The following is a 12687-nucleotide window of genomic DNA, read 5'->3' as shown; positions in this document are numbered from 1 at the left end:
GGGGAGTGTAGCGGCCGGCCGCGGGCGCGCCCGCCCCTGCGGCGGGCGCAAAAAAACCGCCTCGCAAGGCGGTTGTCGGTGCCGGGCGCGGCGGGTCAGCCGGCCTGCTGGCCGCTCACTACCTGCTGCAGCTCGCCGGACTCGTACATCTCCATCATGATGTCCGAGCCGCCGACGAACTCGCCGCGCACGTACAGCTGCGGGATGGTGGGCCAGTGACTGAAGTCCTTGATGCCCTGGCGGATTTCCTGGTCGTCCAGCACGTTCACGGTGGCGATGTCCTTGGCGTCCACGCCGCAGGCCTTGAGGATCTGGATGGCGCGGCCGGAAAAACCGCACATGGGGAAGCTGGCGCTGCCCTTCATGAACAGCAGGATGTCGTTGGTCTTGACGAGTTGCTCGATGCGTTGCTGGACGTCGCTCATGGGTGATGCTCCTGGTGGGTGGGGTGCCCCGGCGCGGGGCGATGGAGGGGATTATTTCATCGGGCCTGGATGTTTCGCAGGCATTGTCCCGCCGCTGCATCGGGCTATGCCGGCCAGGTCGTGCCGGCTTTGTACCTGATCGAAGCCGGCCGCGCGCAACAGGGCCTGCACGGCGTCCGCCTGGTCCCAGCCATGCTCCAGCAGCAGCCAGCCGCCACGGGCCAGGCGCGAGGGAGCCTGGGCGACGATGGCGCGGATGTCGTCCAGCCCGTCGGCGCCGCTGGCCAGCGCCGACAGCGGTTCGTGCCCGAGGGCGGCCAGGTGCGGGTCGCCGGCCGGGATGTAGGGTGGGTTGCTCACGATCACATCGAACGGGCCGGCGATGCCCTGCAGCCAGCTGCCCTGCGCGAACTGCACGGGCAGGCCCAGCCGCCGGGCGTTGGCCTGGGCGACGGCCAGGGCGGCGGCGCTGGCGTCCACGGCCAGCACTTGGGCCAGCGGGCGCCGGCTCTGCAGGGCCAGGGCGATGGCACCGCTGCCGGTGCCCAGGTCGGCCATGCGCGCCGTGGGCGCAGCCAGCGCCAAAGCCCAGTCCACCAGTGTCTCGGTGTCCGGGCGCGGGTCGAGCACCCGGGCATCCACCTCCAGCGCCAGGCCGTAGAACTCCTTGCTGCCCGTGAGATAGGCCACCGGCTCGCCCGCCGCACGGCGCGCGCACAGGGCCTGATAGCGGGCCAGGGCATCGCCTGGCAGGGCGTCGCCGTCGTGCGTCAGCAGCCAGGCGCGTTCGTGCAAGGGGCGCTGCAGCAGGTGCAGCAGCAGCATCTGCGCGTCGATGCGGGCCAGGCCGCCGGCCTGCGCGCGGGCCAGGGCCTGGGCGATGGTTGCTTCTATATTCATAGCTGCTCGCGCTTGTCTGGCAAGGGCTGGAGGCTGTTTTGGCTCAAATCGCCGTTTCCAGCTCGGCCAGCAGCTCGGCCTCGCGGGCGTGCTGCAGGGCGTCCAGCACTTCCTGCAGATCGCCCTCCATGACGGCCAGCAGCTTGTACAGCGTCAGGTTGATGCGGTGGTCGGTGAGCCGCCCCTGCGGAAAGTTGTAGGTGCGGATGCGGTCGCTGCGGTCGCCGCTGCCCACCAGACCCTTGCGCATCGCGGCTTCCTTGGCGGCGCGCTCGCTGCGTTCCTTTTCCTGGATGCGCGCCTGCAGCACGGCCAGCGCCTTGGCCTTGTTGCTGTGCTGGCTGCGCCCGTCCTGGCACTCGGCGACGATGCCGGTGGGCAGGTGCACCACGCGCACGGCCGAGTCGGTCTTGTTGATGTGCTGGCCGCCAGCGCCGCTGGCGCGGAAGGTGTCGATGCGCAGGTCGGCCGGGTTCAGCGTGATGGCCTGGCTTGCGTCGGGCTCGGGCATCACGGCCACGGTGCAGGCGCTGGTGTGGATGCGGCCTTGCGTCTCGGTGGCGGGCACGCGCTGCACGCGGTGGCCGCCGGACTCGAAGCGCAGGCGGCCGTAGGCACCGCTACCGGAGGGGCCGTCACCAGCGCGGCCCTCGACGCGCAGCACCACCTCCTTGTAGCCGCCCAGCTCGGCCTCGTGCGCGCTCATGACCTCCACGCGCCAGCCGGCTGCGGCCGCGTAGCGAGTGTACATGCGCGCCAAGTCGCCGGCGAACAGGGCGGATTCGTCGCCGCCCGTGCCGGCGCGGATTTCGAGGAACGCGTTGCGCTCGTCATCCGGGTCCTTGGGCAGCAGCAGGCGCTGCAGCTCGTCCGCCAGCTCCGCCAGGTCATGGGTGGCGGCGGCGATCTCGTCCTGCGCCAGCTCGGCCATGTCGGGGTCTTCCAGCATGTCCTGGGCGCCGGCCAGATCGGCCTCGCGCTGCTGCCAGCGGGCCCAGCGGCCGGCCACGGCCGTCACCTCGGCGTGCTCGCGTGACAGCACGCGGTACTGCTGCATGTCGGCCATGATGTCTTCGCGCGAGAGCAGGAAGTCCAGTTCGGCCAGGCGCTGCGCGTAGCGCTCCAACTGGGTGCGGAGAAAGGGTTGCATGGGCGGGGAGGGAGAGGGGTTGGGTTGCTACTGTTTCGGTAGCTGCCCGCGCTTGACTGGCGGGCGTTTCAGGCCGATTTGACCTGAAACTGGTCTGCAGGGCGCGGCGAGCGCCGCTACAGCGCGCTCTTGCTGTGCGAGCGCAGGAACAGGCGCGAGACGGTCTGCGCCGTCTGCTCGCGCGCATCGGCGTCGCCGGCGCGCAGCTCGGCCATGGTGCCGTGCAGCATCTTTTGCGCGAGGCCCCGCGAGAGGGCCTCCAGCACCGTGTCCACGTCCTCGCCGCGGGCCAGCAGCCGCTTGGCGCGGGCGATCTCCAGCTGGCGCCATTCGTCCGTCTGGCGGTGCAGCTGCTGGATCAGCGGCACCACGGCCGCGCCCTGGGCCGCGGGGCGGCGCAGGTCCATCCAGTGCATGAAGCTTTGCACGCCGGCGTCAATGATGGCCTCGGCCTGGGCCACGGCCGCCTGGCGGTTGGCCTGGGCAGTCTGCACCACGCCGGCCAGGTCGTCCACGGTGTACAGGTACACGTCTTCCAGGCCCTTGACCTCGGGCTCGATGTCGCGCGGCACGGCCAGGTCCACCATGAAGAGGGGGCGGTGGCGGCGTTTCTTCAAAGCCCGCTCCACGGCGCCCAGGCCGATGATGGGCAGCTGGCTGGCAGTGCAGCTGACGATGGCGTCGAACTCGTGCAGGTGATCGGGCAGGTCGGCCAGGCGCATGACGGAGCCGCCAAAGCGCGTGGCCAGCGCCTCGCCGCGCTCCAGCGTGCGGTTGGCGATGGCGATTTGTTTCGGGCTCCTGGCCGCGAAGTGCGTGGCGCACAGCTCGATCATCTCGCCCGCGCCCACGAACAGCACGCGGATCTGCGACAGGTCTTCGAACAGCTGGCCGGCCAGGCGCACGGCGGCGGCGGCCATGCTGATGCTGTGCGCGCCGATGTCGGTGCTGGAGCGCACCTCCTTGGCCACGGCAAAGCTGCGCTGGAACAGCTGGTTGAGCGTGCTGCCCAGGGCACCGGCGCCTTCGGCGGCGCGCACGGCGTTCTTCATCTGGCCCAGGATCTGCGCCTCGCCCAGCACCATGGAGTCGAGCCCGCTGGCCACGCGGAAGGCGTGGCGCGCGGCCAGGCCGTTTTCCAGCGTGTAGGAGTGCGAGCGCAGCAGCTGGGCGCTGACGCCGCCGCTGTGGGCCAGCCAGTCCAGCGTGTGCTCCATGGCCGAGGCGGGGGCGGCGCAGTAGATCTCGGTGCGGTTGCAGGTGGACAGCAGGGCGGTTTCGACCTGCGGATGCTGGCCGCCGCCGGCCAGCGACTGGCGCAGGCCCTGCAGCGTGGGCGCGATCTGGTCCAGCGCAAACGCGAAGCGGCCCCGCAGGTCGAGCGGAGCGGTCGTGTGGTTGATGCCGAGAGCCCAGACTGCCATGGGGCGGGATTATAAAATTCGCGGCGCAGACAGCCAGCCCCGGGGGCATAGGCCTTGATCTGCGTCATGTCCGCATGAACCCCCTCGCCTTCGCCATCCATCTGCTGAACCTGTTCGCACCCGCCCTGGGCGTGGCGCTGCTGCTTGTGCTGGCCAGCCATGTTTTCATGCGGAAAGCGGCGCAAGGGCGCGGCTGGCTTGCGCCAGCAGCTATCAATTTCGTAGTCGGCAGCGCCGTGCTGGCGGGCGGGCTGGCGCTATCGGGGCGCGACGGCCGCATGCTGACCTACGGCGCCCTGGCTGTGGCCTGCGCCACCAGCCAGTGGCTGTGGCTGCGCGCTTGGCGCGCCTGAAGCACCGGGCGCAACTGGCGCGCCGGCCGCTTGCTGCAGCAGCCAGTCGCGCAGGCTGGGCAGCGCCGGGTGCGCCGGCCGGCCGCTGGCGTGGCACAGGTGGTAGCCGCGCGCGGTGGGCACGGGCAGGTCCGGGGCGATGGCGATGCGCCCGGCGGCCAGCTCGGCCTCCACCAGGCAGCGCTGCACCACGGCCACGCCCAGCCCGGCGATCACCGCCTGCGTGAGCAGCGCCACCTGGTCGAAGTCCGCTGCCGGCGCCAGGGGCCCGTGCGCGCAGCCCACGCCGGCCAGCCAGTGCGCCCAGTTGCCGGGGTAGTGGGTGTGAAACAGCAGCGGGCGCGCCAGCAGGTCGGCCGGGCGGCGGATGGCCTGCGGGCCCTGCAGGTCCTGCGGGCGGCAGATGGGCACCAGCTCGCGCCCGACCAGATAGTGCGCGGCGATGCCCGCCGGCCAGGCCTGGCCGCCCACGCGGATCCAGGCGTCGATCTCCGGCGCCGTGAGCGGGTCGTCGCGCTGGTAGGGCGCAAACGACAGCGCCACGCCGGGGTGGCGGTCGCTGAACTGCGGCAGGCGAGGGATGAGCCACTGGCTGAACAGCGTGGGCGCCACCGACAGGCGCAGCGGCCGCGCGCTGCGCCCGGTGCGCAGTGCCTGCGAGGCCGACTCGATGCTGGCGATCGGCGGGCCCACCACGTCCAGGTATTGCAGGCCCACGGGCGTGAGCACGCTGCGCCGGCCCTCGCGCGTGAACAGCAGCACGCCCAGGTGCTCCTCCAGCCGGGCGATGGCGCGGCTGATGGCGCCCTGGGTCACGGCCAGCTCTGCGGCCGCGCGCGAGAAGCTGCCCAGGCGCGCCGCGGCGGCAAAGGCGTGGAGCTCGGGCAGGGACGGTGAATGCATGCGCATGGGCGCTCCGGTCGAAGGTATGAGCAGCGGTAATGGGTCGGGGCCATTGTGTCGCTATTCAAAGGCGGCGGTGCTGGCCAAGAATCGCGGCGCCCCAGAGCAACCGCTTTTCCCATACCGATTCCAACGAGGAGACCCCCATGGCGCTGCGCCGTACCCTGCTGTCCACCCTGGCCGCCTGCGCTGCGGCCGCGGCCTTCGCCCCGCTGGCCAACGCCCAGGCGGGCGACTACCCCAGCCGGCCCATCAAGCTGATCGTGCCCTTTGCGCCTGGCGGCTCCACCGACATGGTCGCGCGCATGCTGGCCGACAAGATGACGCAGGTGCTGGGCCAGCCCGTGGTGGTGGACAACAGGGGCGGCGCCGGCGGCTCCATCGGCGCGGATGCCATCGCCAAGTCCGCGCCCGACGGCTACACCATCGGCATGGCCACGGTGAGCACGCACGGCGCCAACCCCGCCATCTATGCCAGGCTGCCCTACGACGCGGTGAAGGACTTCGCCCCCATCACCAACGTGATGAGCGTGCCCAGCGTGTTCGTGGTGCACCCCGGCGTGCCGGCCAAGACCATGGCGGAGTTCATCGCCCTGGCCAAGGCCAGGCCGGGCAAGTACACCTTCGCCTCGCCGGGCGCCGGCTCGCTGGGGCACGCCAACATCGAGAACTTCATGAACCTGGCGGGCATCGACCTGCTGCACATCCCCTACAAGGGCGCCGGCCAGGCCATCACCGACGCGCTGGGCGGCCAGGTGGACGCGATGACCGACAACCTGCCCTCCACGCTGTCCAACATCCAGTCAGGCAAGCTGCGCCCGCTGGCCGTGCTGGCCCTCAAGCGCAGCCCCGTGCTGCCCGACGTGCCCACCTACAGCGAGCTGGGCTACCCCGGCATGGGCGACGGCGGCTGGTTCGGCCTAGTGGCGCCCGCCGGCACGCCCAGGCCCATCATCGACAAGCTCAACGCCGCGGCGCACCAAGTCATGGCCATGTCCGACTACCTGGAAAAGCAAAAGGGCATCTCCGGCGAGTCCATAGCCAACACGCCCGAGCAGTTCGCCCGGCAGATCCAGGCGGCCATCGAGCGCTACACGGCGGTGGCCAGGCGCGCCAACATCCGTCTGAACTGATGGCGGCGCTGCAGCAGGCGCCCGGACCGGTGCAGGTGTGGCGCCCCGAGAGGCAGGCGCTGGCCCTGGTGTGCGACTCGCCCCACAGCGGCACGCACTACCCCGATGACTTCGGCCACGCCGTGCCCCTGGCACTGCTGCGCCGCGGCGAGGACACGCACGTGCACACGCTGTGGCAGTGCGCGCCGGCCCACGGCGCCACGCTGATCGCCGCGACCTTTCCGCGCACCTACATCGACCCCAACCGCGCCGAGACCGACCTGGACCCGGCGCAGATGGACGGCGCGTGGGACGGCCCGCCCCTGGCCCCCGGCCCCAAGACCCGCCAGGGCCTGGGCCTGGTGTGGCAGCAGCTGGTGCAGGCCGGCGTGGCCACGCCGCTGTATGCACGCCGCCTGGGCGTGGCCGAGGTGCGCGCGCGCATCGAGCGCTGCTGGCGCCCCTACCACGCGCAGCTGCAGCGCGCCATCGACGAGAGCGTGGCCCGCTTTGGCGGCGTGTGGCACCTGAACCTGCACTCCATGCCCGGCGACGTGTACCAGCGCCTGGGCCGCCAGGATGCGCCGCCGCTGGCGGACTTCGTGCTGGGCGACCGCGACGGCACCACCTGCGCGCCCGAGTTCATCCACCTGATCGGCGACACGCTGCACGGCTTTGGCTACAGCGTCGCCTACAACGAGCCCTACAAGGGCGCGGAGCTGATCGGGCGCATCGGCCAGCCGCGGCTGCGCCGCCACAGCCTGCAGATCGAGATCCGCCGGCCCGTCTATATGGACGAGGACACGCGCGAGCCCCACGCCGGCTTCGCGCCGCTGCAGCGCCACCTGGATGCGCTGCTGGCCGTGGTGGCGGCCTACGTGCGCGAGCGCACTCGTCATTTGGCATGAAATATGCCTCTGGCGCTTGCTGGGAAAGCGCTGGCAGCTATTGAAATAATAGCAATCAGCTGCCGAAGGGCGGCGTGGGCGCGCGCTCTGGCGGCTCGCCCGCGGGGCCGTCCTGCCCGCCGGGCGTGACGAAGGTCGTGGCCGGTGGCGACAGGTGCAGGCCTTCGGCGCGCAGCGCGTCCAGCAGGGCGAACAGTACGTCGCTGCGCGTGCCGCCGGCGTTGCGCGGATTGACCACCCAGCCGGTGGCCACAAAGATCAGGGTGCCGCCCTGGATGCCGTCCAGCGTGACCGCGGGCGCCGGCTCGTCCAGGATGGCCGGGTGCTCGCGAAAGGCCGTGAGGATCAGCTCGCGCATGCGCCGGGCGTCGGTATCGAGCGGCGCGGGCAGGCTCAGCTGCACCCGGCCCTGCGAGCCGGCCAGCGTCATGTTGCGCACCGTCTTGGTGATGAACTCCGAGTTGGGCACGATGACGGTGGAGCGGTCGCCCACCTGGATTTCGGTGGCGCGCACGTTCACCCGGCGCACATCGCCCTCGGTGTCACCCAGCTTGACCCAGTCGCCCACCCGCACCGGCCGCTCGGCCAGCAAGATCAGGCCGGAGATGAAGTTCTGCACGATGGCCTGCAGCCCGAAGCCAATGCCCACCGACAGGGCGCTGGCCACCCAGGCGATGCGCTCCACGCTGATGCCCAAGCCGGCCAGGGCGATGGCGATCACCACCACCCCGCCCACATAGCCCAGCAGCGTGGTGATGGAGCTGCGCATGCCCGGGTCCAGCGCCGTGCTGGGAAAGTACGCATCGCTCAGCCAGCGCTTGAACATGCGGATGGCCACGAAGCCGGCCACCAGCACCAGCGCCGCCGTGGCGAGCGCCTGCGGGGCGAGGGTGAATTCGCCGATCTTCAGGGCGCCGTCAAAGCGGCTGCCGCGGCGAAACAGCTCGTCCGGCCCGGTGCCGAAGGGCGCCATCAGCGCGATGACCATGTAGAAGAACAGCAGCACGCGCAGCGCGCCCGAGGCCAGCACGGCCAGCTGGTCCAGCAGCCGCGCCTCCAGCCCCAGCGCGCTGTGCAGGTGGCGGCCCACCGCGCCGCGCGACGACAGCAGCGCCTCGCTCAGGTCCTCGGCCAGCATGAACAGCAGGTAGGCCGTGGCAAACACCACGCCGAACCACACCGTCTGGCGCGCCAGCATGCTGGCCAGTGCCACAAAGCCCAGCAGCAGCGCGACCATGGCCGCCAGCACCGCCACGGCGGCGGCCGCCAGCAGCGCGCCCAGCCACAGCGGGCGCACGTTGACCAGCGGCGTGGGCGTGCCTTCGGCGGCGGGTTCTTCGGCGGCGCTGGGCACGACGCGCCGGCGCGCCTGCACCAGCAGCAACCCCGTGGCGCAGGCCAGCAGCAGCGCCAGCAGGGCGTGCGTGAAGACTTCGGCCGCCAGGCTGGCGCCGATGATGGCGTTGACCTCCACTGCCAGCGTGCCGACGCCCGACAGCAGCGCGATCCACCAGGGGTAGGGCGCCAGGCGGCGCGCCTGCGCGTCGCTCAGCGGCAGCAGCCGCCAGCTGGGGCGCCGGCGCGCCAGCAGGGCGTGGCCCAGCGTGATGACGAAGGCCGCATAGGCCGCCGCGCGCACGCTGGCGCGCTCCAGCGCCTTGAGCGGGTCGGTCAGGTCTTCGGCAGCCGTCAGCGCGCCCCAGGCCAGCTGCATGGCCGCGCCCACCAGCAGCACGTTGGCCGTGATGGCGGCGGCGGCCAGCAGGCTGCGCCGCAGCCGGGTGGTGGGCAGATGGACGGGCAGCAGGCGCACCAGGATGCGCTCGGCCGTCCAGGTGCCGGCCACAATCAGCAGCAGCGCGGCCAGCAGCGAGCTGAAGGAGGCAGTGCGCCGCGGCGGCTGCAGGGCGCTTTCCATGGAGCTGCGCAGGTCCAGGGCCAGCGACTGCAGCCGGGCCTGGTCGCCCGGCGCGGCGTTGCGCAGGTTGCGCCAAAAGCGGGCGCTCAGGGGCGAGTCGGCCCGCGAGGCCAGCGCAGCCTGGAACTGCGCGTGCCGCTGGCGCGTCAGGTCGCCGGCGCGCTGCTCGGCGTCCACGCTGATCAGGCGGGCCAGCTTGAGTTCGCCGTCGATGGTGGCGCGCTGCTTGTTCAGGGCCGTGCGCTGCTGGGCCACGTCGGGGGCGTCGGCCTGCGCGCCCTTTTCCGGGGCCGGGCCCAGGCCCTGCAGGCGCAGGTCGATGTCGGCCAGGTCGGCGGCGCGCTGGGCCGCCAGGCGTTCTGCGGCGGTGCCGATGGCGTTGGCTTCGCCCACCAGCTTGCGCCCGTCGCCTTCTTCGTCCAGCTTGGCGGGAACGGCGTCCAGGCGGCGGCGCAGCTCGTCCACGGAGGGCAGGGGCTGGCCGTCGCTGGCCGACACCGAGGCCGCCGGGGCGCTGGCGGCGGCCTGCGGCCGCGCAGCGGGTGCGGCGGGCGCGGCGGCGGCCGGGGCGGCCAGCGTGCAGGCCAGCAGCAGGGCCGTCAGCAGGCGCAGCAGGGTGTCAAGGGCAGGGCGGCAGGGGGCGTGGCGCGGCATGGCGGCCATTGTCTGCGAGCCCCGGGCGCGGCCAGGAGTGGCCCTGCAGGGATTTGTGAACGGCGGCAACCAGATGCTGGCAAGCCCGCCGCTGCCGGCGCGGCTGATGCTCAGCCGGGGCTGAACAGGTCCACGCGGTCGCTGATGATGCCGTCGGTGCCCAGCGCGATCAGCCGCTCGGCCGCCCACTCGTCGTTGACGGTGTAGCTGAGCGCGCGCAGGCCCGCCTGGTGCACGGCCTGCACCTGCGCGGCAGTCCACAGTGCATGGTTGCAGACGATGGCCACGCAGCCCAGCTGCAGGGCGGTGTCCAGCCAGCCGTCCTGCAACTGGTCCAGCAGCAGGCCGCGCGGCAGCTGCGGCGCCACCTCGCGCGCGCCCGACAGCGCCAGCGGCTTGAACGAGGTCAGCAGCGGCGGCACGTCCTGGCCGTGCCACAGCCGTGCGGCCAGGGCGGCGACGGCGCGCCCGGTGGCCTCGTCCGTGCCCGGCGTGGGCTTGATCTCGATGTTCAGGTGGTGCCGGTTGGCCAGGCACCAGCGTGCCAGGGCCTGCAGCGTGGGGATGGCCTCGCCGGCGTACTGGCGCGAATGCCAGCTGCCGGCGTCCAGCTGCGCCAGCTCGCTCCAGGCCAGCTCGCCGGCCGTGCCGCGGCCATTGGTGGTGCGCGGAAGCGTCGCGTCGTGCAGCAAGAAGACCACGCCGTCGGCGCTGAGCTTGGCGTCGCACTCGAACATGCGCCAGCCGTGCGCGGCGCCCAGGCGAAAGGCGGCCAGGGTGTTTTCGGGCGCCAGGCGGCCGGCGCCGCGGTGGGCGATCCAGCGCGGGTAGGGCCAGTGGGGCAGGGCGGTCATGGGGCGGCTCCTCGCGTCAGATACGTCGGGCGCGTCAGATGCGCTTGCCGCTCGTGGCGTCGAAGGCGTGCAGGCGATCGGCGCGCGGCTTCACATGGAGGGTGGAGCCCAGGGCCGGGCACAGCGTGCCTTCTTCCACGCGCACGACGAGCTGCTCGCCGTTGAGGCGGCCGTAGATCAGGCGCTCGGCGCCCAGCATTTCCACGGTCTCCACCAGCACCGGCCAGCCGTCCTCGCCCACATCCAGGTGCTCGGGGCGGATGCCCAGCAGCTGGCCGGGCTGCGCGCCGGGGGCGTTTTGCAGCAGGTTCATCGGCGGCGAGCCGATGAAGCTGGCCACGAAGGTGGAGGCGGGCGTGTGATAGACCTCCTCGGGCGTGCCGAACTGCTCCATGTTGCCGGCGTTCATGACAATGATGCGCTCGGCCAGCGTCATCGCCTCGACCTGGTCGTGCGTGACGAACAGGCTGGTGATGCCCAGCTCGCGGTGCAGCTTCTGGATCTCCAGGCGCGTTTGCACGCGCAGCTTGGCGTCCAGGTTGGACAGCGGCTCGTCGAATAGGAACACCTGCGGCTGGCGCACGATGGCGCGGCCCATGGCCACGCGCTGGCGCTGGCCGCCCGAGAGCTGGCGCGGCTTCCTCTCCAGCAGGTGACCCAGCTCCAGGATCTTGGCGGCCTTGTCCACGCGCGTACGGATCTCGTCCTTGGGAACGCTGGCGATCTTCAGGCCGTAGGCCATGTTGTCGAACACGCTCATGTGCGGGTACAGGGCGTAGTTCTGGAACACCATGGCGATGTCGCGCTTGGCCGGCTCCAGGTTGTTGACCACGCGCGAGCCGATGTGCAGCTCGCCGCCGGTGATCTCCTCCAGGCCCGCGACCATGCGCAAGAGCGTGGATTTGCCGCAGCCCGAAGGCCCGACGATGACGATGAATTCGCCGTCACGGATCTCGGCGTTGACGCCGTGGATGACGGGCACGGCCGCCTTGCCGATGCCGTAGCGCTTGACGATGTTCTTGAGGGAAATAGAAGCCATGGTTGCTATTAAATCAGTAGCTTTCAGCGCTTGCTGGACAAGCGCTAGAGCGGTATTTGATGCTTACTTCTCGGTGTCCACCAGGCCCTTGACGAACCACTTTTGCATCAGCATCACCACCAGCGTGGGCGGCAGCATGGCGATGATGGCGGTGGCCATGACGATGTTCCAGTCCACGGCCGCCTCGCCGCCGGCCAGCATGCGCTTGATGCCGATGACCACCGGGTACATGTCCTCGCTGGTCGTCATGAGCAGCGGCCACAGGTACTGGTTCCAGCCGTAGATGAACTGGATCACGAACAGCGCCGCGATCGAGGTGCGCGACAGCGGCACCAGCACGTCCACGAAAAAGCGCATGGGCCCGGCGCCATCAATGCGCGCGGCCTCCACCAGCTCGTCGGGCACCGTCAGGAAGAACTGGCGGAACAGGAACGTGGCCGTGGCCGAGGCGATCAGCGGCAGCGTCAGGCCGCCGTAGGTGTTGAGCAGCCCCAGGTCGGCCACCACCTTGTAGGTGGGCAGGATGCGCACTTCCACGGGCAGCATCAGCGTCAGGAAGATGGCCCAGAAGCACAGCATCTTGAAGGGAAAGCGGAAGTACACGATGGCGAACGCCGACAGCAGCGAAATCGCGATCTTGCCCACCGTGATGACCATGGCCATCACGAAGCTGACCCACAGCATGCGCACCACGGTGGTGTTGGAGCCCAGCTTGCCCGAGCCGAACAGGGCGGCCTGGTAGTTCTCCCACAGGTGGGCGCCGGGCAGCAGCGGCATGGGCGACTGCACGATGGCGTCCGCCGTGTGCGTGGAGGCGACGAGCGCCAAGTAGAGCGGAAAGGCGACGATGGCCACGCCGAGGATCAGCACGGCGTGCGAGACGAAGGTCAGCCAGGGATTGCGATCAATCATTTATTTTCTTCACAGGAATGCCAGAGCCCGCGACCCAAAACACTGGCGCGACCCGTGCCAGAGCCGCCGTGCAAGGGCCGCCCCGCAGCACCGGCGGCGTCCCCCTGCCCGCAACGCGCAGCGTTGCGAGAGCGG

12 protein-coding genes are annotated in these 12687 nt (G+C 71.0%); 3 read left to right on the top strand and 9 right to left on the bottom strand.

The genetic code is table 11. The features are described 5' to 3' along the window. Nucleotides 1-95: 95 nt before the first annotated feature. The 4 genes from grxD to hemA form a co-directional block, all read right to left on the bottom strand. Nucleotides 96-425 (bottom strand): Grx4 family monothiol glutaredoxin, encoded by a 330-nt coding sequence (gene grxD / locus C7H73_RS13800; protein WP_106847176.1) that lies wholly within the window; start codon nt 423-425, stop codon nt 96-98. 51 nt (nt 426-476) lie between these two features. Further along, nucleotides 477-1325 carry a peptide chain release factor N(5)-glutamine methyltransferase gene (prmC, locus tag C7H73_RS13795; protein ID WP_106847175.1) on the bottom strand — a complete coding sequence of 283 codons (849 nt, stop codon included), beginning with the start codon at nt 1323-1325 and terminating at the stop codon, nt 477-479. A 43-nt stretch (nt 1326-1368) separates the two neighbouring features. Beyond that, entirely contained in the window at nt 1369-2475 is a 1107-nt protein-coding gene (prfA, locus tag C7H73_RS13790; RefSeq protein ID WP_106847174.1) for a peptide chain release factor 1, read from the bottom strand. 116 nt (nt 2476-2591) lie between these two features. Then, nucleotides 2592-3899 (bottom strand): glutamyl-tRNA reductase, encoded by a 1308-nt coding sequence (hemA, locus tag C7H73_RS13785; RefSeq protein ID WP_106847173.1) that lies wholly within the window; start codon nt 3897-3899, stop codon nt 2592-2594. A 74-nt stretch (nt 3900-3973) separates the two neighbouring features. Here hemA and C7H73_RS13780 point away from each other — a divergent pair, with 74 nt between their 5' ends. Continuing rightward, the gene (locus C7H73_RS13780) at nt 3974-4252 is read left to right on the top strand and encodes a hypothetical protein (RefSeq protein WP_106847172.1); all 279 of its coding nucleotides are present in this window, start codon (nt 3974-3976) and stop codon (nt 4250-4252) included. On the opposite strand, the gene C7H73_RS13775 is transcribed toward C7H73_RS13780, so the two are convergent. After that, nucleotides 4157-5161: a LysR substrate-binding domain-containing protein gene (locus tag C7H73_RS13775; protein WP_106847171.1), complete on the bottom strand. Its 1005-nt coding sequence runs from the start codon at nt 5159-5161 to the stop codon at nt 4157-4159. The two genes, C7H73_RS13780 and C7H73_RS13775, sit on opposite strands and share 96 nt — an antisense overlap. Before the next feature lie 140 nt (nt 5162-5301). Here C7H73_RS13775 and C7H73_RS13770 point away from each other — a divergent pair, with 140 nt between their 5' ends. Together C7H73_RS13770 and C7H73_RS13765 are read left to right on the top strand one after the other, a co-directional pair. Beyond that, nucleotides 5302-6288: a tripartite tricarboxylate transporter substrate binding protein BugE gene (locus C7H73_RS13770; protein ID WP_106847170.1), complete on the top strand. Its 987-nt coding sequence runs from the start codon at nt 5302-5304 to the stop codon at nt 6286-6288. Continuing rightward, nucleotides 6288-7175 (top strand): N-formylglutamate amidohydrolase, encoded by an 888-nt coding sequence (locus C7H73_RS13765; RefSeq protein WP_106847169.1) that lies wholly within the window; start codon nt 6288-6290, stop codon nt 7173-7175. The genes C7H73_RS13770 and C7H73_RS13765 overlap by 1 nt, the downstream gene beginning before the upstream one ends. A 55-nt stretch (nt 7176-7230) precedes the next feature. On the opposite strand, the gene C7H73_RS13760 is transcribed toward C7H73_RS13765, so the two are convergent. From C7H73_RS13760 to ugpE, 4 genes are all read right to left on the bottom strand, one after another. Then, nucleotides 7231-9747, bottom strand: coding sequence for a DUF3772 domain-containing protein (locus C7H73_RS13760; protein WP_106847689.1), 2517 nt, complete (start codon nt 9745-9747; stop codon nt 7231-7233). A 110-nt stretch (nt 9748-9857) separates the two neighbouring features. Beyond that, nucleotides 9858-10601, bottom strand: coding sequence for a glycerophosphodiester phosphodiesterase (gene ugpQ / locus C7H73_RS13755; RefSeq protein WP_106847168.1), 744 nt, complete (start codon nt 10599-10601; stop codon nt 9858-9860). Between the two features lie 34 nt (nt 10602-10635). Further along, on the bottom strand, nt 10636-11640 hold the full coding sequence (locus C7H73_RS13750) for a sn-glycerol-3-phosphate import ATP-binding protein UgpC (RefSeq protein ID WP_106847167.1): 1005 nt from the start codon (nt 11638-11640) through the stop codon (nt 10636-10638). 63 nt (nt 11641-11703) lie between these two features. Next, nucleotides 11704-12552: a sn-glycerol-3-phosphate ABC transporter permease UgpE gene (ugpE, locus tag C7H73_RS13745; protein WP_106847166.1), complete on the bottom strand. Its 849-nt coding sequence runs from the start codon at nt 12550-12552 to the stop codon at nt 11704-11706. Between the last annotated feature and the right edge of the window lie 135 nt (nt 12553-12687).

The organism is Pulveribacter suum (genome assembly GCF_003013695.1).
GTDB lineage: Bacteria > Pseudomonadota > Gammaproteobacteria > Burkholderiales > Burkholderiaceae_C > Melaminivora > Melaminivora suum.
Note: the sequence above shows the minus strand (reverse complement) of the source record. Positions and strands in the feature narration are given on the sequence as shown.

Bases quoted from the DNA above. Each gene is read 5' to 3' on its own strand.
- grxD (WP_106847176.1), bottom strand. From the start codon at position 425: ATGAGCGACGTCCAGCAACGCATCGAGCAACTCGTCAAGACCAACGAC.
- prmC (WP_106847175.1), bottom strand. From the start codon at position 1,325: ATGAATATAGAAGCAACCATCGCCCAGGCCCTGGCCCGCGCGCAGGCC.
- prfA (WP_106847174.1), bottom strand. From the start codon at position 2,475: ATGCAACCCTTTCTCCGCACCCAGTTGGAGCGCTACGCGCAGCGCCTG.
- hemA (WP_106847173.1), bottom strand. From the start codon at position 3,899: ATGGCAGTCTGGGCTCTCGGCATCAACCACACGACCGCTCCGCTCGAC.
- C7H73_RS13780 (WP_106847172.1), top strand. From the start codon at position 3,974: ATGAACCCCCTCGCCTTCGCCATCCATCTGCTGAACCTGTTCGCACCC.
- C7H73_RS13775 (WP_106847171.1), bottom strand. From the start codon at position 5,161: ATGCGCATGCATTCACCGTCCCTGCCCGAGCTCCACGCCTTTGCCGCC.
- C7H73_RS13770 (WP_106847170.1), top strand. From the start codon at position 5,302: ATGGCGCTGCGCCGTACCCTGCTGTCCACCCTGGCCGCCTGCGCTGCG.
- C7H73_RS13765 (WP_106847169.1), top strand. From the start codon at position 6,288: ATGGCGGCGCTGCAGCAGGCGCCCGGACCGGTGCAGGTGTGGCGCCCC.
- C7H73_RS13760 (WP_106847689.1), bottom strand. From the start codon at position 9,747: ATGCCGCGCCACGCCCCCTGCCGCCCTGCCCTTGACACCCTGCTGCGC.
- ugpQ (WP_106847168.1), bottom strand. From the start codon at position 10,601: ATGACCGCCCTGCCCCACTGGCCCTACCCGCGCTGGATCGCCCACCGC.
- C7H73_RS13750 (WP_106847167.1), bottom strand. From the start codon at position 11,640: ATGGCTTCTATTTCCCTCAAGAACATCGTCAAGCGCTACGGCATCGGC.
- ugpE (WP_106847166.1), bottom strand. From the start codon at position 12,552: ATGATTGATCGCAATCCCTGGCTGACCTTCGTCTCGCACGCCGTGCTG.